The following is a 21,980-nucleotide window of genomic DNA, read 5'->3' as shown; positions in this document are numbered from 1 at the left end:
CTTTGAGAAAGATTAACTTTGTGAGACTGTGTTGAATCGCTGTAAGGCAGAGAGATTCACTGTTTGACGAAGCGTTTGATGTTATAGACGACACACATCAGAGCGATCTCGCGGAACGATCGTCATGCGGTACGATGAATCGAGGTAAATCCGCAGACAATGGAGGAAACGAGTGCGTAATCCGCGAATCCGCCGCATCTTCCGGGGCGGCGAATTCGTCTCTATCGCCAGTAACTCCTTGAGCAACCGGCACAACTTCCCCGATGAAGCGGGAGATTGGGTCATAGGCAACTGAAGTCTCTCGCTTCAGCTCCTATGATTTAGCGCCCTACCTCGCTGCTGTATGGCGATTCAACACAGCCCTTTGTGACCACTTGGTGAATTATTTCACCTTATTCGCTCACGTCCAACAACGGTCGCAACTGGTGGTGCTGAGCGCTGTAGCTCAGAGTGGAGTACATCACGCACCAAAAATAGAATTCAAATCGCGGAAGGCCGAGCGAACGGATCGCCCGGTGTTTTTTGTTAGTTAGTCGCGACGGCGCGTCGCGAGCAGCGCAGCGGCGATGAGCGCGACGAGAGCGACGAGCGCGCCGAAGCCGGGCGTGCTGTCGTCGGTGCTGCCGTCACCGGAGCCGTCGTCGGAGGCACCGTCGTCGGAGGCACCGTCGTCGGAGGCACCATCGTCGGAGGCACCATCGTCGGAGGCACCGTCGTCGGAGGCACCGTCGTCGGAGGCACCGTCGTCGGAGGCACCGTCGTCGGAGGCACCGTCATCGCCACCGGTGTCGGGAGCTTCGACGGTCAGCGTGGCCGTCTGGCTGTCGTCGTCGGTGTAGACACCGTGCTCGTAGTCACCAGCATCGAGACTGGACGTGTCGATGCCAGTAAACTCGACCGTCTGGCTTCCACCAGCGTCCAGTTCAACCTCTTCGGACGCGATAGTGTTCCCGCCAACTTGGAACTCGACGGTCTGGCTACCAGCAGCGTCGCCCGTGTTCTCGATCATCGCAGAGACATCGATCGCGTCACCCTGCGTGACAGTGACGTCCTGCGGGTTAAGATCGGAGACCGAGAATTCCGGGCTCCCGGTGTCGCGTTCCTCGACGATTTCGACCTCAGCGCGGTCCGTGTTCTCGCCGTCGTCAGTTTCGACGACGTACGTACCGGGTTCGAGGTCGCTCGTGTCGACGGAAGTGTTCCACTGACCACTCGTGGCCCACTCGTCAGTGCTGGAGATAACCAGCGAGTCACCGTCTTGGTTCAGAACCTCAACGGTGATCGAGTTGTCGTCGGGGCGCAGGTTCGTCATGCCCTCAACGACCATCGTTTCACCGGTCGCAACCGGGTTGATGCCGTCTGCCTGAGCCACATCAGGGTAGATGGACTGAAGCGTCGTCTGGCTCTCCGTGTACCGGAAGCTCTGGGTGACCATCAGGTCGTCACTGGCCGTGTCGTCCGTCGTCTCGCTAACGATCAGCGAGCGAGCCTGGTCCCCAGTCACCGAGCGCTGGGTAACATCGTTGTTGACCCAGTCGACCAGGTCTTGGACATTATTGCTAGCGCTACCGGTGGGGAGTTCGCCGTCACCGACTGTATTGTCACGACTCTGTGAGATGAAGTGGGCAGTCACCGTCCCTTCGTTCAGCGAAACCCCATTGGGGTTGGCGCCAACGTTCGGGACGGTATTGTCTTCCACGTCGACGGTACCGTCGTCGTCCACGTCGACCGTCTCCGCGGCGACGTTACCGCGAGAGTCGACGTAGACGAGTGCGATCGTGTCCTGACCCTCTGCCGTACCCGTGATGTCGGCAGCGTTATCGAGAGTGTTGATCTGGCCGTTAACCGTCTCGAGCTGAGCGGACAGCTCACCCTGGACCGTCGTCAGGGACTGCTGTGTGCTCGTGGCACGGCTGAAAGCAGTCGTCTCAACCGTCGTGGAACCGTTGAACTCACTGTGGTCAACGACACCGTAACGGTAGGTTCCAGCCTGCGAGAGCAGATCGGCACCGGGCGTGTTCACGTTGAGACCGGGGCTGCTCAGTACGACCTCTTCCTGCTCGTACTCATCAGCGGAGTCGACATCGATGTCGGGGTAGAGGAGCCGCCACTCGTTGTTGCTGCGGACGTAAACGTCCACGGCCTCAGCACTGGTGGCAGTTCCGTTGATGTCGACCTGAGAGCCGATCGTGTACTGGTTGTCGGGACTCTCGATGGTGATCTCGCCCGACTCGACATCGAACGAGGTATCATCAATGGAGTCACCACTGAAATCGACTTGGTCGGACGAATTCGCCTCATACACGTCAAGAGTTATTGACGCGTCATCGAGAGTACCCGCGTCGATGGATCCAGTTGCCGTGGTGCCGTCGATCTCGACGACAGCGTAGGCAACGTCCGCAGTCGAGGGATTAGCGTTGTTGCTAGTGCTGTTGGCAAAGCCAACCTGCGAAGTGTCTCCAACGTTGCGGAAGACATCATCGATGTTGTCGCTGCGGAAGTCCTCCGCATCGATAGTGACGGTGTGGAACTGACCGTTCGTCCCACCGCTCACGGTGTACTCAAGGTTTTCACCCTGCGTGACCGACTCTTCACTGACCTCGACCTGCACTGTGTCGTCAGTCGTGAACTCGATGGTGTACTCTTCGACAACCTCATCGTGGTCGAGGTTGTCATTACCCTCGAAGATGACGGTGTACTCACCAGCGTCCTCGCCGGAGAGATCGAGGCTAGTGGAATCATCACCGCCAGAGAGAGTTGTCGAACCAGGGACAACCTCGCCGGTGATGTCCGTGCCGCTCGGGTCCTCGACTGTGATGGAAAGATCCTCGGCTTCGGGGAAGTTCCACTCAGCGACGATGTCGAGGTTGTCAGCGGCGTCAGGACCGACCTGACTGACGTCAGATCCAGAACCGCTGATCTGGACCTCAGAGGTGGTGATACGAGGCTCCTGAACGATGACCTCGAACCCGCTGCTCGTCGCGTACGTGCCGGTCGCCGCATCGGTGGCTATCGGCAGCTGAAGCGACGTACCCTCGGCGGATCCAGCGGTCTTCTGGAGTGCGCCGGGCGTGACCGTCGAACCATCATCGTCAATGAAGGTCAGGTCGTCCTCACCCTGATAGACGGTGGAACCATTGTAGACATCACCAGTGCCTGCGGACCGCTGAGCAGTAACCGCAGCGGTGTCAGAGGCGAACGCCTGGTTAGCTTGGCTGGTAGAAACCGTGCCGCTAACACTCAGGCTTGGCGCAGTACTGGGGTTGAACAGGTGGGCAGTGTGAGTACCGGGGAATCCACCGGCGTCTCCGATGTCAACGGAGACTGTCCCGTCGGGACTGCCAACATCTGTCGTGTTGATTCCTGCAACCGTCGTGGTGCCACCACTGGTGTAGGTGACGACAGCCGTGACATTATTGCCGGAGGGACCGCTGAGGCTGTCTACCTCAACGTCTACAGCACCATCTGAACCAAGATCTTGGTCATCAAACGTTACGCTTCCTGAATTGGCTGCTGCTGCTGGCGCAGCAGCGAAGCCAACCGCCACCATGGAAAGCACCATGATGACGCTGAAGAAGACCGCGTTGGCCTTCGTACGTGTATTGTCGTTTGTCATTGTTTGTTGTCTGTCTGCGTTCCGAGTGCGTCAGCAGTTTTGTCCACCACACTCCGTCTCACATCGTTCCCGCAGTGTGAGACGGTACACGTGTGCCGGATTACTCGCTCCTGCCGCGTTCGGGGATAGGGGCATCAGGACAATACGACGGTTCTTATAAATACTTTGTGTGTAGTCGAGAGTGTGTGAAACCGTCACAATCGGCGCGAGAAGTAGTGTGAATGTCGTTTTCGGATCATGTGTCTGACGCGAGACTGACGCGACGAAAACGATCCTCGATGCCGAAACATCACTAGAGGAGTTCTCCGAATCAGTAGATTCCTAGTACCGATCATCCCGATTCGCTCATGAGAGCCAACTCGGGATGTCACACGGGACGTACTAGTGTTCCGTTTCAAATAACCCAGCAACGATCGTCTCGATCAGTGCGTCTTCGATGGGCTCGTAGGACCCGTCCGGAATGACGGGCGTCTCGCGCGCCTGTGTGACAAACAATATCGATCGGAAGAGGCCGCGCACGATATCGGGATCATCGATCCGTACTATCCCACGGTCCACCCATTCTTCCGGTTGCGAAAGGATTCGATCGTATGTCGACAGTGACTCCGAACAGTGACTCTCTTGGTCACCCTCGTCGGTAACCTCGTCCAACTGATCTTCGATGATTCGGATCTTGCCGTCGACGAACAGCCGTCGGATCAGGGGGTTCGACTGTACTTCGGTTAACGTCGTCCGTAGGATCGTCTCCGCTTCCTGGTGCGGGGTCTCCGCGTCGGCTACCGCTGACTCCAGTGTTTCAAACAGCCGGTCACGCTCGTCGATCAGCACCGCGTGGTACAGTTCCTCTTTGGAATCGAAGAACTGATAGAACGTACTCGTCCCGATCCCAACCGCATCGGTCACGTCGCTTATGCGCGTGCGATCGAAGCCATGTTTGGCGAAAAGGTCGTGTCCCGCCTCGAGTAACTCTACTCGAACGCGATCTCGTTCCTCATCAGTGAAATTCGTCATGTTCTCTGACCATGATGCGAGGCATTCCTGTTATGCTCCATACCGGCTATTCGATTCGGAGAACAAAACGTTTATTGATTCGTGAACCAAGCACTGTGTGTGAAGTCCTTCAGTATCTTGTCGATGATGTTCCGCCCTCTAACCGAGTGTCTGTCACCCGCCGGGCACCGAACTGTTGAACCGGTGGGGGAGAGGTAGCGAATGCGAACCCGACCGCTGTCCGTCATTCTCGTGAGTGTTCTGCTCGTCACGAGTGGCATCGGTGTCGGCGTTGTCGGTGCGGAGCTGAGTGGCCTCGAATCTAGTGGAACCGCTGTAGGAAGTAGTACGGCCGCAGCGATGGGCAGTAGTACAGTTTCGGACGCACCCGCACAAGCGACAAGCAACGTTGGTGGGTCGCCTGATCTCGATGTGTACGCTGCAAATCCGAACCTCGTACCGGGACAGACGAATCAGGTCGAGTTGACGATCGCCAATGATGGAAACCTTCGGTTCGGCGATCCGTCCGTGGCTGAAACCGTAACTACCGCACGTAACGTCCGTGTCGACGCCGAGGCGGATGGTCCACTCTCAGTCGAATCCGGTGAGATCGCGATCGGTGGCGTGACCACGAACGCACCGGGAGAGGTACCTGTAAGTATTAACGTGCCGGATGATGTCGACGCTGGCACGTACTCACTCGATCTTGACCTGACCTACTCGTACTACTCTTCCGGCGAGGGTCGCACTGTGACGGTTTCTAGAGAAGTTGATCTTCGCGTGCGTGATGACGCCCGCTTCCAGGTCGTCGATGTCGAGAGCAACACGCAGGTCGGTGACAGCGGTATGGTTGAGGCGACAATCGAGAACGTTGGTACGGAGGTTGCCTACGACGCGGACGTGACGTTCGGTACGCAGAGTCAGAGTGTCACCGTGAGCGGCGGCGAATCAGACACGGTTCGAGTCGAACGACTCGAACCCGGTGAAACGACTACTGTTGCGTATGACGTAGGCGTCGCAAGTGGTCTCCCAGTCCAGCAGTACACGCTCGCTGGTTCCGTCCAGTTTGAGGATCCTGATGGGATTGCTCGCACTGATAGTGGACTTTCGCTCGGCGTCCTTCCACTGGCTGAACAGGAGTTTGATCTCACCGACATCGATTCGACGCTTCGGGTCGGTGGAGACGGTGATCTGGTCGGTACCGTGCGCAACGAGGGACCGCTTCCGGCTCGCAGTGTCGTGGTCCAGTATGCGGGCGATGACCAGACCGTGCTACCGGATGATCGTTCGGCTGCTGTTGGGACGCTTGCTCCCGGTGAGGCCGTAAACTTCTCGCTCCCGATCTCGATCAGCAGCGAATCCGAGGCCGGTCTCCGTTCATTGGAGATGGCAGTACGATATTACACTGACGAGGGGGAAACCCGCGTCGACGACGATCTCGTCGTTAATGCCGCGGTTGCCTCCGAACAGGAATTCACGCTCACCGATATCGAATCCGATCTGCGTGTCAACGAAGACGGCGAACTGCGGGGGACAGTAAGCAACAATGGACCCGTGTCGGCTCACACCGTCGTGGTCCAGTATACAGGTGAAAATCAGAACGTCCTTCCCATTGAGCGCTCGGCTGCGGTCGGAACGCTCGACACCGGAGAATCTGAAAACTTCACGCTACCGATTGCGATCGGTGGTGAAGCTGAGGCTGGCCTCCGCTCGCTGGATCTCACAGTCCAGTATCGTAACGATGACGGTGAGATCCGGGCTGACGAGAATCTCGCGGTCAATGTTGAGGTTGCCCCTGAACGCGATCGATTCACGGTAGCGATCGAAAACCGCACGATTGCGGCGGGCGGAACCCGAACCGTCGATGTCGCGGTGACGAACAATATGGATGAACCCGCCAGTGACATCGAGGCCCGCCTGTTTGCTGATGATCCGCTTGCTACTGGGAACACAGACACCGGATACGTTCAGTCACTTGACCCCGGCGAAACGACGACTATGACCTTCGAGCTGACGACTACCGGATCAGCGACACCGGGAAGTACGTATCCAATCTCGCTTGATTTCCGATATGACGACGCAGACGGTGATAGCCAACTGACTGATACGTCCCGCGTTCCGATCGACGTGGTCGAAAGCGAAGATGGCGGGCTGCCGCTTCCGATCATCATCATTGCGCTTCTCGTCATCGGGACAGCTGGACTCGTCATCTACCGGAGAGGGCAGTAGCAGATGTCGCTCGGCGAGCGAACCGAGGAGTGGACGCGGCGGCTTAACGACACCATCGTTGACCGCCCGCGGCGGATTATCGTCGCGTTTCTCGTACTCACCCTGGTGTTCGCCGGTGGTATGGGGCTCGTCAGCACGGATACAGAGGCCACTGACTCGTTCACTGAAGGGCTTGAGGAACAGGAGGCACTCGACGCCATCAACGAGGAGTTCGAGGATCCATTCGCAGCCGAGGAAGAATCGACACAGCTCATCCACTCTGGAAGTAACGTACTCACCAAGGAAGCACTACGCAGAGATCTCGTCGTCTTAGAGGAGATCAACTCACGTGATGACCTTCGAGTTGCCTCCTCGAACGGCCCCGCTACGGTAGTCGCACAGACGATCGATCCATCGGCGACTACTCCGGCCGAACAGCGGCGGGTGATCGAGTCAACCAGTGAGACTCGTATCCGGCAGACCGTTCGGAGCCTTTCTGAGGATCAGCGATTCACCGGAACCCTCTCGACTGATTTCAACCCGACGAGTGCGAGCGCTTCTGCGTCGATCACAGTCGTTTCACACGACGTTCCTACAGGCTTCTCCTCCGGAGATCTCCAAGAAATTCAGACGACGATCCGGTCGATCGCGTCGGATCAACCCGGTGAGATCACGGCGTTCGGTGGCGGGATCACGAACGCAGAACTCGGGGCAGTCATCGGAGATTCTCTCACGATTGTCATGCCCGTCGTTGTGCTGTTGTTGTTGTTGTTCCTGATCGTCGCTTATCGTGACCCGATCGATCTCTCGCTCGGGCTGTTATCGCTTCTCATGACCGTGATCTGGACGTTCGGATTCCTTGGTTTCTCCGGGATTCCGTTCAATCAGCAAATGATCTCGGTGCCCGTGTTACTGCTCGCAGTCGGTGTCGACTTCGGGATACACATCATTAATCGCTACCGCGAGGAGACGGCTGCTGGATACGAGGCGGTTGAGGCGATGCGTGAGGCAAATAATCAGTTGATGATCGCGTTTATTATCGTCACCGTGACGACCGTGTTCGGCTTCGGTGCGAACGTGATATCAGACCTCACGCCGATCCGGAACATGGGGATTGCCTCGGCGATCGGGATCGTGTTCACCTTCCTGATTTTCGGGCTATTTCTCCCTGCCGCGAAAATTGAGGTCGACAAACTACGCGAACAGTACAACGTGCCTGAATTCAACTCTGCGCCGATCTCCTCGGAGGATTCCACACTGGGGAAACTGCTCACGTTTCCGGCACAGGTGAGTCGGTACGCGCCGATCGCCTTCGTTGTCGTGTTGCTCGTGACGGGCGGAATGGCCGGCGCGTATGGCAGTGGTGTGGACACCTCCTTCGAAACGGAGGACTTCCTCCCGCCCGAAGAGCAGCCGGCATACGTGACTGAGCTACCAGAACCGTTCGCACCCAGTGAGTACACTGTTACCGAGACAATCAACCTCCTCGAAGATCGCTTTTCAACGAATCAAGACCAATCAGTTACACTGTATGTCGAAGGAAACTTTGAGGAGGACCATGCGTTGGAGGCGCTTGCGGATCCGAACGATGACGCGCCAGGAGCGCTTGCAGTCGGTGGTGGGGGAGCCGCCCGGCCGACGAGCATCGTGACGGTGATACAGTCACATGCGGAGAGAGATCCGGCGTTTGCCGAACTCATCGCTCGAAATGACGTGGATGGTAACGGCGTTCCTGACCGCAATCTCGGACTGATCTACGACGAGCTATTCGCCTCCTCAAGCGGTGATCGAGCGGAGCAGTATCTCACGCCAGACCGGCGGAGCGCACAAGTTGACTACGCAATAGAATCAGGTGCCTCACAGGCGGAAGCCGCAGCTGATTCCCGTGAATTTGCCGAGAAATTCCGGTTTGAGACAACCGCAACCGGTCAGCTTGTGGTCTTCGATGCCGTAACGGACATTATTTTTGATTCGGCGATCATGGGGCTTGTCCTCGCGATGGGATTAACTGGGGTATTCCTAATTATCGCGTACGCAGTCTTGGAAGGGAAGCCGCTTCTTGGTATCGTCAACCTCTTTCCCATCCTGATTGCCATCGCGGTGTTACTTGGGACGATGCGATTTCTTGGATTGTCTCTCAACGCTCTGACGGCGACGATCCTCTCGATCTCTATCGGTCTCGGTATCGCTTACTCCGTTCACGCCACTCACCGATTCATCGACGAGTTCAACGCAGGTGCTGACGCTCACGAATCGATGATCATTACGCTTTCAGGAACGGGTGGTGCTCTGCTCGGGAGCATGCTCACAACCTCGCTTGGGACGGGTGCGCTTGCGCTTGCGATCACACCAGTGCTTGGCGACTTCGGGCTCTTGATGGCACTGAGTGTCGTGTACTCGTTTGTGTTTACCGTCGTGGCGCTACCGCCAGCGGTACTGCTGTGGGAGCGATACCAAGGATTGTCCAACGGAATCAGCCCGCCTGTGACAAGTTGACATCCCACCTGCGGTGAAGAGGGATTTCACCTTGAACTTCCCCGTGAAATACCCCCACTCTCATGGAGATCTGCCGAAACGATACCATTCGATCTTCGGTGACACGGTTGAACCGCACGCTTTAGGTCCGATCACTCATCATTGAGTGACGATGGTTCGGATCCGACTCCCGTTGATCCCGCGGGGAGTTCGCTGGGCTGCGGTCGCGGTCGTTGCGTCCGTTATTCTGTTGTACTCGATCGTCCCCGCGCCAGGAAGCGGGACGTTCCGAACCGGGCCATTCGATGTTATCGGCTTCTCCACGTGGCTTCATCTGCTCGCATACGGTGCACTCGCCGCGACGCTCGCATACACACTTCATGACACCTTGCGGCCGAATTGGCAAATTCGGTCGTGTTTAGTTAAGCGTGAAAAGTGAGGCGGGAGAATTTCTTGCTGGTCTATGGCAGAAATTGCCCGCCTCAACGGTCATAGAGAGTGGATTGATTTGGATTTTGTGGAGCGCGAGCGGACACCCGAGCCGGCGATGGAGTTGGGTATTCAATCCCACGTTGCGGGACTCTCGCTGTCGAATACCGTCGAATTGCTCGGTTCGCTGGGTGTCCAACGCAGTCGAAAGGCCGTCCACGATTGGGTTCAGAAAGCCGATCTACAGCCGGAATCTGGGAGATCACCGAATCAGATTGCGCTCGACGAAACGGTGATTCGGATCAACGATCAGCAATTTTGGCTGTATGCCGCCGCCGATCCGCAGTCAAACGAACTGCTTCACGTCCGGTTGTTTGCGACGACTACGACCGCTCTCACAGAAATTTTCCTGCGCGAATTGCGTCAAAGACACGATGTCGAATCCTCCGTATTTCTCGTTGACGGAGCGAAACACCTCCAAACTGCGCTTTCCCGAGCTGGACTCCGATTTCAGACAGAACGCCACGGAAATCGAAATGCTATCGAACGCATTTTTCGAGAACTAAAGCGCCGAACCTCGTCGTTTTCGAACTGTTTCAGCCACGTCGAACCAGCGACCGCCGAAAATTGGTTACAGAGCTTCGCTCGATGGCTGAATGCTACTAACTAAACACGACCGCAAATTCTCACCATTGTTTTTTGTGTCGTCGCCGCATACGGCGTCGGAATCGAGTTACTACAGTCAACACTCACCGCCCGCACCGCAGCCTACGACGATGTTTTCACAAACGCTTCAGGTGCGGGCCTCGCAGTCATCGGGTGGCGATTGCTTACGCGCTATGTGGGTTTCTATCGCGCCCGGCACATGGCGGACCTTCAGGCTCCAGTAGAGTGACCTCTCACCTTGGGGCGCGGAATTGGGCTCGTTGCTTCTCTTCCGATCCAGAACCCAGTAGACATCGTGAGCCAATCAGCAACGATCTGTCGTCGATCGTCCCCCATGAATACGGGTCGGATCCACTCACAATCGGGGCGGCGGGTCAAACGTCGGACGTGTTCGTTCGATCCAGGTCCTCACTCCTTCAACAGCGGCCGCGAGGAGTTCGTCACCACGAGCAGGCTCGACAGCCCCATCGCGACCGCGGCGAAGAGCGGGTTCAGGAGTCCGGTCACCGCAAGCGGGATCGCGACCGCGTTGTACAGGAACGCCCAGCCGATGTTTCCCTTCACGCGCCGCCCCGCCGCCCGCGACAGCGCGAAGACCGTCTCGATGGACACGAGGTCGTCGTCGACGACCGCCACGTCGGCCGCGTCGGCCGCCATCGCCGTGCCGCCGCCGAGCGCGATCCCGAGGTCCGCGGCCGCGAGCGCGGGCGCGTCGTTCGTGCCGTCGCCGACCATCACGGTCCGCCCGCGACCCTTCAGCCGCTCGACCGTCTCGGCTTTCCCCTCCGGGGGCACGCCCGCGAACACCTCCGAGACCGCGTCGTGCTCGCGGAAGACGGTCGCCGCGCGCGCGTCGTCGCCCGTCAACACGACCACCTCGACGCCCGAGTCCGCGAGCGCGGTCACCGTCTCCTCCCACCCCTCGCGCAGCTCGTCGCCGACGACGACGAGCCCCTCGGCAGCGCCGTCGCGCCCGATCGCGACCGGGACGCGCCCCACGTCGCGGGCGGCCGCGACCGCCTCGCGGATCGCCTCGGGCACGGTCCACCCCCGCTCGTCGAACAGGGCCGGGTGCCCGACGACGACCTCGCGGCCGTCGACGACGCCGGAGACGCCCCGCGGGTGGCTCTCGAACGCCTCGACGGTCGGGTCGCCCGTGACGCCGACGTCCGCGGCCTCGCCCTCGGAAGCGTCGCCCGCCCCCTCGGTCACCGCTCCGCCGTCGGCGGCCGCGGTCCCGCCTCGCGCGTCGGCCTCGTCGACGGCGGCCGCGATCGCCCGACCGACCGGGTGTGCCGACCGCGACTCCAACGCCGCGGCGGCCGCGAGCAGGTCGTCGTCGACGTCGCGCTCGAGCAGGCGCATCTCGCCGGTGGTGAGCGTCCCGGTCTTGTCGAAGACGACGGTGTCGGCCCCGCGGATCCGCTCGAAGACGGTGTCGTCGAAGACGACGATGGAGCGCTCCAGCGCGTCGCGGATCCCGGCGGCGACCGCGAGCGGGGTCGCGAGCCCGAGCGCGCACGGACACGAGACGATGAGCACCGTGAGCCCGACGAGCATCGCGGTCGCGACCCCGTTCCCGAGCGCGAGGTTGGCCGCGGCGGCGACGACCGCGATCGCGAGCACCACGGGGACGAAGACGGTCGCGAGCCGGTCGGCGAGCTTCTGGACGCCGTGGTTGCCGCTCTGGAGGTCCCACACGAGCTCCGCGACGCGGTCGAGACTCGAGCTCGCCTCCTCGCCCACGGCGACCGCCAGCGAGCCGTCGGCGACGACGGAGCCGCCGACCACGGCGTCGCCGGGCTCCTTGCGGACCGGCATCGACTCGCCGGTGACGACCGACTCGTCGACCGCGGCGTCGCCGTCGACCACCTCGCCGTCGACGGGAACCCGCTCGCCCGCGCGGACGAGCACGCGGTCGCCCGGCTCCAGCGCGTCGAGCGCGACCTCGGTCGGCTCGCCGTCGGCCCCGTTCTCGTCGTGTTCCCCCGCTCCGGCCCGGCCGACCCGCCGCGCCGTGTCCACTTGAACCGCGGTGAGGTCGGAGAGGAGCTCCGTGGCCCGCCGTTTGACCGAGGACTCGTAGTGGTTGCCGACGGTGACGATCACGACGATCGCGACGGTCACGTCGTAGTAGATGGAGGGGTCGGGGAGCAGCGCGACCGCCAACGTGCTGTAGAGGTACGCGCTGACGGCGGCGAGCGCCACGAGCAGGTCCATGTTCGGCGACCGCGTCCGCGCGCTCACGTACGCCCCCCTGAGGATCGGCTTGCCGGTGACGAGGAGGACGATCGTCGTCAACACGCCGATCACGATGAAGAAGTACGTCCCCGACGTCGACGACATCGCCTGGTTGAGGTACTCCAGGGTCCGCTCGTTGTAGAACGGGAACGCGAAGTACGTCGGGTAGATCAGAACGACGTACTGGAGCATCACCGCCATCCCGACGAGCACGCCGATCGCGAGGCGCGCGGTCGCCATGTTGTCCGACTGCCGCCGCGAGAAGGCGTCGTCGCGGGAGTACGCGCTGTAGCCGAGGCCGCTCACGGCGTCGGCCAGGTCGTCGGCGGAGACGGCACCGGGGTCGTGGTCGATCCGGACCGTGTCGGTGACGTAGCTCGCGCTCGCGGCGCTGACGCCCTCGGTGTCGGTCGCGACCGTCTCGATGAAGGCCTCGCAGGTCGCACAGTGCATCCCGTCGACCTCGAGGAACGTCGCGTCGTGGTCGGCCGGGACCGTGTCGTCGGCTCCGTCCCGATCGTTCCCGCCGCCTCCGTCCCGGTCCCGCCGCGCCGCGACCTCCTCGGCGTCCACGTCGACGTCGCCGAGCGCGTCGTACACGTCCCGGCAGCCGGCACAGCAGAACCGGTTGCCGTCGTCGTCGACGACGTCGACGCCCTCGGTCGGGAGGTCACAGAGCGTACAGTCGGGGAAGGGGCGGTCGGCGCTCGCGTCGGCGGTCGTTCCGTCCTCCGCGGCCATGCTCAGGCACCTCCGAGACCGAGTATTCCAGTCATCCCGTCCATCCCCGCCATCCCGCTCATTCCCGCGTCGAGCGGGTTCCAGAACGGGAGCCGCGGGTGCGGGACGTGGACCCCGACCGACATCAGCCCGTGGGCGAACAGGACGTAGCCGAGCGCGAGGAACGCGACCCCGAGGAGTCGGTGGACCCGCCGGCGGTGTACCGCGTCGACGCTCCCGATCAGGGTGCCGTAGAGGAACACCGCGGGCATCGTCCCGACGCCGAGCGCGGCCAGCGCGAGCCCCCCCGACAGCGCCGACCCGCTGGCGAAGGCGTAGAGGTACGCCGGGTAGAGGATCGGACAGGGGAGGAGCCCGTGGACCGCGCCGAGTGCGACGATCCCCGGCCCGTTGGCGAGCCGGTCGACGTGGCCGGTCAGCCAGGCCGTGACCCGTCCGAGGCCGGGCAGGTGGACGCCGCCGGTCGCGCCGCCGAGGACGTACCGGGCGCCGACCGCCATCACGAGCGCGCCGACGCCGAGGCCGACGACGCCCCGGACCGTCCCCGCCGCGCCCGTCAGCGTCGCGGTCGTCACGAGAACGACCCCGCCGAGCGCGCCGAGCGCCGTCCCGATCAGCGCGTAGCTCGCCGTCCGGCCGAGGTTGAAGAGGGCGTGCTGGCGTACCTCGTAGGTGGTGAGGTGGCCGCCGCGGGCGTCGCGGTCGGTCCGGGTCGTCGCCGCGCCGCCCGCGCCGCCGTCGGCCGCGCCGGTCCCGTGCGTCCCGCCGTCGGTCCGGCCCGCGTCGGGGTCCATCCGGGCCGCGTACGTCGTGACGAGCGGCCCGCACATCCCGATACAGTGGGCCCCGCCGAGCAGGCCGATGGCGAGGAACAACAGGACGTCGACGCCGAGCAGGCTGGATGGGTCCATCGCGTGTTGCCGTCGATTGGTGGCGCGTGCGCTAATGGGTTTCGTCGGTTCCGGCCGGCGTGGGATCGACGATCCGGGCCGCGACGGCCGGGGGACGCCCCCTCTCACTCCTCGACGATCACGGCCCCGACCATCCCGCCGGTCTCGTGGGGGATACAGACGTAGTCGTAGCGGCCGGGGACCGAGAACGTGTGCGAGAAGCGGTCGCCGTTCTCGAGGCGGCCGCCGAACTCGTCGGACCACGCCGCGCGGGCGGCGGCCTCGCTTTCGAACCCGCCGGAGGCGAAGTACTCGGCGGCCTCGGGGATCGCGTCCTCGTAGGCCGTGACGGTGTGGCCGCGGACGCTCGTGTTCTCCCAGACGACGCGGTCCCCGACCTCGACGGTCACCGCCTCCGGGACGAACCCGGTGGCGGTCATCCCGACGTCGTACTGGTCCGCGAGACAGCCGGCGAGGGCGAGGGAGGTCCCGACCGCGACGCCGGCCGCTCCGGCGCGCTCGAGGAACCGTCTCCGGTGCATGTCCGTCCTCAGGGTTTCGGCGGTTTGAATACCGCGGTTGGCCCCGTCGTGCGGGAATCGGCCCCGACGACCGCCCCGCCGTCGCTGACTTCCGGTCGAGTACCATACTGGTTGGGTACATTACTTATTTTCCTTCCCGCTAACCTCAGGATACCGCATGATAGAGACAGCCGCGGCTGACCTGGCGGTGGCGTCACAGGCCCTCCCGTTGGAGTTAACACAGACCGACGTGTATCGAGAGATACGCGCCGACCGGCTGTTGAACCTCTCCTTCTGGGCGAACATCGCGCTCGCGGGGCTGTCGATCCTGCTCTTCGTCTACATGGGTCGAAACGTGGAGGACCCGCGTTCGCGGCTCATCTTCGTCGCGACGCTCATGGTCCCGCTCGTCTCCATCTCGAGCTACCTGGGACTGGCCTCCGGGCTCACGGTGAGCTTCCTCGAGATGCCGGCCGGCCACCCGCTGGCCGGCGAGGAGGTGCTCACGATGTGGGGTCGGTACCTCACGTGGGCGCTGTCGACGCCGATGATCCTGCTCACGCTCGGGCTGCTCGCCGGATCGAATGTCACCAAGCTGTTCACGGCGATCGTGATGGACGTCGGGATGTGCGTCACGGGGCTCGCCGCCGCGTTGACCACGTCGTCGTACGCGCTCCGCTGGTTCTGGTACGCGATCAGCTGCGCGTTCTTCGCCGTGGTGCTGTACGTGCTCCTCGTCGAGTGGTCCGCCGACGCCGAGGCGGCCGGCACCGCCGAGATCTTCGACACGCTGAAAGTACTGACCGTGGTGTTGTGGCTCGGCTACCCGATCTTCTGGGCGCTCGGCGCGGAGGGGTTCGCGCTGCTCGACGTCGCGATCACCTCGTGGGCCTACAGCGGCATGGACATCGTGGCGAAGTACGTCTTCGCGTTCCTGCTGCTCCGGTGGGTCGCCGACAACGAGCGCGTCGTCGCGGGGATGGCGTCCGGGCTCGGCGCGGCGACGCCGGGCGCCGCGCCCGCGGACGACTGAGTCGACCGGTCCCGCGGGTCACTTCCCCCAGAAGGGGTCCCGCTTCCGACGCGTCTCGAGGTAGCCGGCGAGCGCCTCGCGCTCGTCGGCGGTGATCTCCTCTTTCAGCTCCTGTTCGAGGATCTTCGCGTGTTTCTCGGGGAGTTCCGTCCAGAGGGTGTCGCCCTCCTCGATGTCGCGGCCGACCGTGGGGCCGTCGATCGCGATGCTCACGCGCTCGCCGGCGCGGGCCTCGTCGACGTCGTCGCCCTGTTTCTGGATCCCCGAGAGCCCGCCGACCCGCTCGAACTCGTTGCCCTCGAAGTAGCCGACGTTGCGGTTGTTCTGGAGCGTGCCGGAGATGACCTCGACGCCGACGACCGCGGGATCGTTCTGTCTGAAGGTGTGGTCGGGGAGGAGTCGGAACCGCGCGGGGCGGACCACCTTGTCCAGCACCGTCTCCTGTTGGGCGCGCTGGCGCTCCTCGACGTACGTCTCGTAGTCCTCGATCAGCTGGTAGATCACGTCGTTCGTGAACAGCTTCACGTCGGCGCTCTCGAGCTCCCGCTCGGCGTTCGCGAGCAGGTCGACGTTGAAGCCCAGGATCGCCTTGTGCTCGTCCTGGTTCGCGGTCTCCGCGACCGCGATGTCGCGGGGCGCGATGTCGCCGACCTCGGCGCGCAGGATCGGCACCTCCGCCTCGCGGAGCGCGTTCGCCATGGCCTCCAGCGAGCCGAGGGTGTCCGCCTTGATTACGACGCCGTCCTCCGCGGTGTCGACCTCGATCTCCGCGAGCTCGGCTTTCACCTCCTCGATCACCGCCTCGACCGGATGGTCGCGGACGACCCGGACGGGCGCGCCGGCCATCGCGTCGTCGAGGTCGGGCGCGGCGATCTTCACCCCGGCGGCCGCGCCGACCTCCGCGACCTTCTCGAACTTCTTCTCGGTGCGGATCTCCTCGAGCGGCCGCGGCTGGAGGAGCGCGCGGACCTCGGTGACGATCGGGTCGTTCTGTCCCCCGACGACGATCGTGTCGCCGTTTCGCACCACGCCGTCGTACACCACGGTGTCGATCGTGGCCCCGAACCCGCGCTCGTCTTTCACCTCGAGAACGGTTCCCTCGCCGGGACCGAACACGTCGATCGCCATCTCCTCCTTCATGAACCGCTGGGAGAGGCCCATCAGCACCGCGAGGAGGTCGGGGATCCCCTCGGCGGTGAGCGCGGAGACGGGGACGACCCCGATGTTCTTCTGGAAGTCCTGAACCCGCCAGTAGAGGTCGGCGGAGAAGCCGGCGTCGGAGAGCTGCCCGATGATCTCGTAGAGCTTCTCGTTGAGCATCGACTCCGCGCGCTCGGACTGCGCCTCCAGGCTCCGCTGGATCGGCTCGCCCTCCTGGGGGTTCCACCCCGGCGTCGTGTCCACCTTGTTGGCGGCGACGACGAAGGGCGTCCCCGTGCGCCGGAGGATGTCTATCGCCTCCTCGGTCTGCGGCTGGAAGCCGTCGTTGACGTCGACGACGAGTACCGCGATGTCGGCGAGCGCGCCCCCGCGGGCGCGCAGCGTCGAGAAGGAGTGGTGTCCCGGCGTGTCGATGAACAACAGTCCGGGGAGATCGAAGTCGTCCGGGTTCACGAGCTCGCCCGCCATCGTCGAGATGGTCGAGAGCGGGATGTCGGTCGCGCCGATGTGCTGGGTGATCGCGCCGGCCTCGCCCTCGCTCACCGCGGAGCCGCGGATCTCGTCGAGGAGGCTCGTCTTCCCGTGGTCGACGTGGCCGAGCACGGCGACGATCGGCGTCCGAAGGGTGTCCGTGTGTGTGTCGTCAGTCATGAGAATCGCCCCGAGAAGGTCGTTGTGTCCCGTTCGGCTCGGCCGTCAGTTAAGCCTTTCATCACGCGCTCGCGACGACGAGGGCGAGGACGGCCGCGCGGGCCCGTCGGCCGTCCGTCCGACGGCCCGTGGCGTTTAATACCGTCGACCGAAAGCGTGCGCACATGGCGAACATCCTGGCGGAGAACCTCTCGGGGAAGGCGGTGATGGGGTCGGACGGGACGGAGCTCGGCGATCTGTACAACATCACGATGGACCTGAAGTCCGGGCAGCTCCACCACCTGCTCGTGAGCCCGCACGAGCAGCTCAACCCCGAGCGCGTCACCTTCGACGTCGACGAGACGGGGCGACTCTTGGTGCCGGTCGCGAACGTACAGGCGGTGAAAGACTACATCGTCGTCGGCCGCTGATGAGAGTTCTCGACACGTCCGCGTTCATCCACGAGTACACCACCGACGACCCCGTGGTCTCCGTCCCGGAGGTCCACGACGAGCTCAGCGGCGAGACCGCGCTCCGGTTCGACGCCATGGAGGGGTCGGGGATGACGATCCACGTGCCGGCCCCGGAGGCGGTGACGAACGTCCAGCGCGCGGCCCGCGGCTCCGGCGACGCCGCGGAGCTCTCGGAGACCGACGTGCGGCTGATCGCGACCGCCCTCGAGCTCGACGCCGTCCTCGTCACCGACGACTACGCGATGCAGAACGTCGCCGAGCGGCTCGACCTGGGCGTCGAACCCATCGCCCGCGACGGGATCACGGAGGAGCGCGAGTGGCGGTTCCAGTGTGTCGGCTGCAGCCGGACCTTCGAGGAGAACCGCGAGCGCTGCCCCGTCTGCGGCAGCGACCTCACGCGCAAGAATCCGGCGTAGCGGCTCCCTTCGCCCGTCGACCCCGCTCCGCGGCCACCCGCAGGGCCGATCAGTCCGCCGGCTCCGAGTCGCCCTCGACGTCGACGCCGGCGGTCGCGGTCGCGGGGACGCGATCGGTCGCGGAGGCGTCCCCGTCCTCGGGCAGCTCCTCGGCGACGGCGTCGAGCTCGCTCCGCGGCAGCCGCCCGCGGAGCCGCCGTGCCACCCGCTTGGCCTCCGTCAGTTCGACCTCGGCGACCGCCCGGACCAGCGCCGCGGCGCGCTCGGCGCGGGCGCGCCGCCAGGACTCCTCGCGTGCCTGGTAGGTGCGGATCGCGCGCATGAAGTCCACCTCGGAGAACTCGGGCCAGTAGGGCGTACAGAAGTAGACGGCCGCCTCGTTGCCGTTGGCGTGCCACGGCAGGAAGTTCGAGGTGCGCTCGTCGCCCCCGGTTCGGACGATGAGGTCCACGTCGCGGATCGGGCGGTCGTACAGTCGGCGCTCCACCGTCTCGACGTCCACGTCCGCGGGGTCGAGATCGCCCTCGGCGACCTCGCGGGCGACCCCGCGGGCCGCGTCGAGCAGCTCCGTGCGCCCGCCGTACGCCAGGGCGACGTTGAGCGTGAACCGGTCGTTGTCGGCGGTCCGGCGCTCGGCGTAGTCGACCGCCTCGCGCACCCGCGACGGGAGCCGCTCGACGTCGCCGATGGCCCGGACCTGGACGCCCTGGTCGTGAACGCGGTCGGCGTCGGCGAACTCGAGGAGCTTGGCCTCGAGGAGGTCGAAGAGCGGCTCGAGCTCCTCGTCGGGTCGCTCGAAGTTCTCCGTCGAGAAGGCGTACAGCGTCAGCTCCGAGACGCCCAGATCCGCACACCAGTCGAGGACGCGCTCGGTCGTGTCCGCGCCGGCGCGATGGCCCTCCGGGGCGTCGCCGCCGCGCTCGCGGGCGTACCGCCGGTTACCGTCCTGGATGACGGCGACGTGGGTCGGGACCGTCTCCACCCGCCGGCGGAGGTACCGCAGGTAGGCGCGTTCGACGGCCGAACGGAGCCGGTCCAGCATGACCAGGACAACGCCGCGCGGTCGTATGTAGCTTGTCGTTCGCCCTCGCTGACGGTCGCCCCCGGTGAGGGGAGAGGCGACGCGGCCGACGCCCGGCGAAACCGTTATGCTTCGATCGGTGGACCGGGCGGGCGTGAACGCCGCGTACGTCTTCCGCGTCGCCTTCCGGCTCGATCCCGACGGGGCGCGCGCCGACCCGGACCGCTTCGAGACGACGGTGGAGCTCCCCGCGGCGGAGCCCGGCACGGAGGGGTGGCTGTTCTTCCACGACCGGCTCTGGCGCGGGGAGGTCGGCGACGAGCCGTCGGCCCGCCGGTTCCTCGGCGATCGGCTGGGCGTCGAGGTCGTGGCGGCGTCGTTCCGCGAGCTCCGAACGGACCGGGAACACCTCGACGCGCTCGAGGCCGCGATCGCCGCGGATCTGGACCGGTTCAACGCGGACTCGGTCGACGAGGTCCTCCACAAGTACCTCGGGTCGTCGATCCACGTCCGGGAGTGAGACCCGGCCGCGCCGGGCCCGCCGGTCGAGGTCCCACAACGCACTTATCGACGGGGAGCCTACGAACGGCGGCATGGTCCTCGCCGAGTACGACTTCCACCTGTTCGACCTCGACGGGACGCTCGTCGACGCCGAGTGGGCGTACACCCGCGGGGTGTTCGACCGCGTCGGCGACCGGCTCGGCCGACGATTCTCCGACCGCGAGGCGTACGTCCTCTGGCACGGGCTCGGCGGGTCGCGCGGCGAGACCCTCCGCGGGATGGGCGTCGATCCCGACCGCTTCTGGCCGGCCTTCCACGACGTGGAGGACCCGGTCGCCCGCGCGGAGGCGACGTACCTCCACGACGACGCCGCCCGCCTGCTGGACCGGCTCGACGCCGTGGACCACCCGGTCGGGCTCGTCACCCACTGCCAGCGGTTCCTCGCCGAGCCCGTCCTCGACCGGCTCGACCTCGGCTCCCGGTTCGACGCCGTCGTCTGCTGTACCGACGAGACCGGCTGGAAGCCGGATCCGGCTCCCCTGAAGGTCGCGATGGACGCGATGGGCGTCGACGCGCGCGACCGGGGGTACTACGCCGGCGACGGCGCGAGCGACGTGGGCGCGGCCTGGAACGCCGGGCTCGACGCGGTCCACGTCGAGCGCGTCGGCCACGACGACCGGGGGCGGTGCGTCCTCGGCGATCGCCGCGTGGAGGCGTTCGACGAACTGCTGGAAGCGACCTGACGGGGACGCCCACCCGACCCTCCGTCGCGGTGGCGCGTGCGAAACGAGCGGCCACGCCGCGAGTCGCGCGCGAGGGAGTCGCTGGCGCGGTTCCGCGCCAGCGACGAGGCTGGGGAGGGGTGAGGTGTGGCGCGGTGCTGGACGGTGCGGATGCGGAACGGGAAACCGCGCCCGTGACTTCCAGGGGGGAGCCGTCGTGACTTCCGCGAGGACCCGTCGTGACTTCCGCGAGGACCCGATCGTGTCCCTCCGGTTCACGCCCCTCGACCGAAACCGTCGTGAGGCCGCGACCGGAACGCGGCGTATGACGAAGTGGTTCCACAGCGGGCGGCGGCGCGACTGCTGTGCGCTGATCTACGAGGCCGGCGAGCTGCGGGCGCAGTCGCTCAAGAGCCGGCTCGAGACCCACTACGACGAGCGGATCGACCCCCAGAGCTTCTACGCCACCCTGGCCGCGCTCGTCGAGGCGGGGTACCTCGCCCGCCGGGTCGAGGGGCTCGCGGACGTCTACGCGCTCACCGACGCCGGCGAGACCGCCCTCCTCGACCACTACGAGTGGTTCTCGGAACGCGTCGAGGCCGGAGCCGGTCGGGTCGGGGAGGCGGGGAACGGCGCCGACGGGGCCGGCGACGTCCACGCTGGCAGCGACGAGGACGATCTAAAGGATTAATAACAATAAGGGAGAGAGTTATTATACATGACCGTCGTCAGCGTGTCGATGCCCGAGGAGTTGCTCAACCGGATCGACGAGTTCGCGGACGAACACGGCTACACCGGGCGTAGCGAGGTGGTTCGGGAGGCCTCGCGAAACCTCCTCGGCGAGTTCGAGGACGCGCGGCTGGAGGACCGCCGGCTGATGGCGGTCGTGACGGTGCTGTTCGACTACGAGACGACGAGCGTCGAGGAGCGGATGATGCGGCTGCGACACGAACACGAGGGGCTCGTCGCCTCCAACTTCCACAACCACGTCGGCTCCCGGTACTGTATGGAGCTGTTCGTCCTCGAGGGGAGCCTCGCCGACATCTCCACGTTCGTCGGGAAGGTCCGCGCCACGAAGGACACCCTCACCGTCGACTACAGCGTCACCCCCGTCGACGAGTTCGGCACCGAAGGGCTGGAGGCCGTGCCGGCCGCGGACGACGGCGGCCACGAGCACGGCCACGCCCACGGGCACGGCGAGGACGGCGAGGCCGGCGAGGACGGCGGGGACGCCGAGTAACGGGGA

Annotated in this window: 17 protein-coding genes and 1 pseudogene; 10 read left to right on the top strand and 8 right to left on the bottom strand. The window is 64.3% G+C overall.

What is annotated here, in order from left to right; genetic code table 11:
• Nucleotides 1–117: 117 nt before the first annotated feature.
• The 3 genes and pseudogenes from DJ70_RS15175 to DJ70_RS15165 all read right to left on the bottom strand — a co-directional run.
• A pseudogene (locus DJ70_RS15175) lies at nucleotides 118–277 on the bottom strand (IS5/IS1182 family transposase); the annotation flags it as partial.
• Nucleotides 278–529: 252 nt separating this feature from the next.
• The gene (gene csg, locus DJ70_RS15170) at nucleotides 530–3,616 is read right to left on the bottom strand and encodes an HVO_2072 family ArtA-dependent S-layer glycoprotein (protein WP_094534449.1); all 3,087 of its coding nucleotides are present in this window, start codon (nucleotides 3,614–3,616) and stop codon (nucleotides 530–532) included.
• A 381-nt stretch (nucleotides 3,617–3,997) separates the two neighbouring features.
• Nucleotides 3,998–4,627, bottom strand: a complete 630-nt coding sequence (locus DJ70_RS15165; RefSeq protein WP_094534447.1) for a TetR/AcrR family transcriptional regulator — start codon at nucleotides 4,625–4,627, stop codon at nucleotides 3,998–4,000.
• 201 nt (nucleotides 4,628–4,828) lie between these two features.
• Between DJ70_RS15165 and DJ70_RS17075 the strand changes: the two genes are divergently transcribed.
• The 3 genes from DJ70_RS17075 to DJ70_RS15150 all read left to right on the top strand — a co-directional run bounded on the left by DJ70_RS17075 (nucleotide 4,829) and on the right by DJ70_RS15150 (nucleotide 10,388).
• Nucleotides 4,829–6,835, top strand: coding sequence for a COG1361 S-layer family protein (locus DJ70_RS17075; RefSeq protein WP_245810867.1), 2,007 nt, complete (start codon nucleotides 4,829–4,831; stop codon nucleotides 6,833–6,835).
• A gap of 3 nt (nucleotides 6,836–6,838) precedes the next feature.
• Nucleotides 6,839–9,310 carry an efflux RND transporter permease subunit gene (locus DJ70_RS15155; RefSeq protein ID WP_094534445.1) on the top strand — a complete coding sequence of 824 codons (2,472 nt, stop codon included), beginning with the start codon at nucleotides 6,839–6,841 and terminating at the stop codon, nucleotides 9,308–9,310.
• Nucleotides 9,311–9,752: 442 nt separating this feature from the next.
• Complete coding sequence (locus DJ70_RS15150) at nucleotides 9,753–10,388, top strand: IS6 family transposase (protein ID WP_094534443.1); 636 nt, start codon at nucleotides 9,753–9,755, stop codon at nucleotides 10,386–10,388.
• Between the two features lie 404 nt (nucleotides 10,389–10,792).
• On the opposite strand, the gene DJ70_RS15140 is transcribed toward DJ70_RS15150, so the two are convergent.
• The 3 genes from DJ70_RS15140 to DJ70_RS15130 all read right to left on the bottom strand — a co-directional run bounded on the left by DJ70_RS15140 (nucleotide 10,793) and on the right by DJ70_RS15130 (nucleotide 14,798).
• Nucleotides 10,793–13,366, bottom strand: coding sequence for a heavy metal translocating P-type ATPase (locus DJ70_RS15140; RefSeq protein ID WP_094534441.1), 2,574 nt, complete (start codon nucleotides 13,364–13,366; stop codon nucleotides 10,793–10,795).
• A gap of 2 nt (nucleotides 13,367–13,368) precedes the next feature.
• Nucleotides 13,369–14,277 (bottom strand): sulfite exporter TauE/SafE family protein, encoded by a 909-nt coding sequence (locus DJ70_RS15135; RefSeq protein ID WP_094534439.1) that lies wholly within the window; start codon nucleotides 14,275–14,277, stop codon nucleotides 13,369–13,371.
• Between the two features lie 104 nt (nucleotides 14,278–14,381).
• Entirely contained in the window at nucleotides 14,382–14,798 is a 417-nt protein-coding gene (locus tag DJ70_RS15130) for a plastocyanin/azurin family copper-binding protein (protein ID WP_094534437.1), read from the bottom strand.
• 157 nt (nucleotides 14,799–14,955) lie between these two features.
• Here DJ70_RS15130 and DJ70_RS15125 point away from each other — a divergent pair, with 157 nt between their 5' ends.
• Nucleotides 14,956–15,810, top strand: coding sequence for a bacteriorhodopsin (locus DJ70_RS15125; RefSeq protein WP_094534435.1), 855 nt, complete (start codon nucleotides 14,956–14,958; stop codon nucleotides 15,808–15,810).
• An 18-nt stretch (nucleotides 15,811–15,828) separates the two neighbouring features.
• Here the strand turns inward: DJ70_RS15125 and infB are convergent, their stop codons facing one another.
• Complete coding sequence (gene infB, locus DJ70_RS15120) at nucleotides 15,829–17,622, bottom strand: translation initiation factor IF-2 (RefSeq protein WP_094534433.1); 1,794 nt, start codon at nucleotides 17,620–17,622, stop codon at nucleotides 15,829–15,831.
• A gap of 164 nt (nucleotides 17,623–17,786) precedes the next feature.
• Between infB and DJ70_RS15115 the strand changes: the two genes are divergently transcribed.
• Together DJ70_RS15115 and DJ70_RS15110 are read left to right on the top strand one after the other, a co-directional pair.
• The gene (locus DJ70_RS15115; RefSeq protein ID WP_094534431.1) at nucleotides 17,787–18,032 is read left to right on the top strand and encodes a PRC-barrel domain-containing protein; all 246 of its coding nucleotides are present in this window, start codon (nucleotides 17,787–17,789) and stop codon (nucleotides 18,030–18,032) included.
• On the top strand, nucleotides 18,032–18,490 hold the full coding sequence (locus DJ70_RS15110) for an NOB1 family endonuclease (protein ID WP_094534429.1): 459 nt from the start codon (nucleotides 18,032–18,034) through the stop codon (nucleotides 18,488–18,490). Before DJ70_RS15115 ends, DJ70_RS15110 begins: the two co-directional genes overlap by 1 nt.
• Before the next feature lie 49 nt (nucleotides 18,491–18,539).
• Here DJ70_RS15110 and uppS read toward each other — a convergent pair whose 3' ends face one another.
• Nucleotides 18,540–19,532 carry a polyprenyl diphosphate synthase gene (gene uppS, locus DJ70_RS15105; RefSeq protein WP_094534427.1) on the bottom strand — a complete coding sequence of 331 codons (993 nt, stop codon included), beginning with the start codon at nucleotides 19,530–19,532 and terminating at the stop codon, nucleotides 18,540–18,542.
• A 133-nt stretch (nucleotides 19,533–19,665) separates the two neighbouring features.
• Between uppS and lwrS the strand changes: the two genes are divergently transcribed.
• The 4 genes from lwrS (at nucleotide 19,666) to DJ70_RS15085 (ending at nucleotide 21,974) form a co-directional block, all read left to right on the top strand.
• Entirely contained in the window at nucleotides 19,666–20,031 is a 366-nt protein-coding gene (gene lwrS / locus DJ70_RS15100; RefSeq protein WP_094534425.1) for an LWR-salt protein, read from the top strand.
• 73 nt (nucleotides 20,032–20,104) lie between these two features.
• Entirely contained in the window at nucleotides 20,105–20,755 is a 651-nt protein-coding gene (locus tag DJ70_RS15095; RefSeq protein WP_094534423.1) for an HAD family hydrolase, read from the top strand.
• Between the two features lie 304 nt (nucleotides 20,756–21,059).
• Nucleotides 21,060–21,425 (top strand): PadR family transcriptional regulator, encoded by a 366-nt coding sequence (locus DJ70_RS15090; protein WP_094534507.1) that lies wholly within the window; start codon nucleotides 21,060–21,062, stop codon nucleotides 21,423–21,425.
• Between the two features lie 27 nt (nucleotides 21,426–21,452).
• Entirely contained in the window at nucleotides 21,453–21,974 is a 522-nt protein-coding gene (locus DJ70_RS15085) for a CopG family ribbon-helix-helix protein (RefSeq protein ID WP_094534421.1), read from the top strand.
• Nucleotides 21,975–21,980: the final 6 nt, after the last annotated feature.

Source organism: Halorubrum halodurans, from assembly GCF_002252985.1.
In the GTDB taxonomy this organism is placed as follows: Archaea; Halobacteriota; Halobacteria; order Halobacteriales; family Haloferacaceae; genus Halorubrum; species Halorubrum halodurans.
The sequence above is the reverse complement of the archived record's forward strand: the minus strand, read 5'-3'. Positions and strand labels throughout refer to the sequence as shown.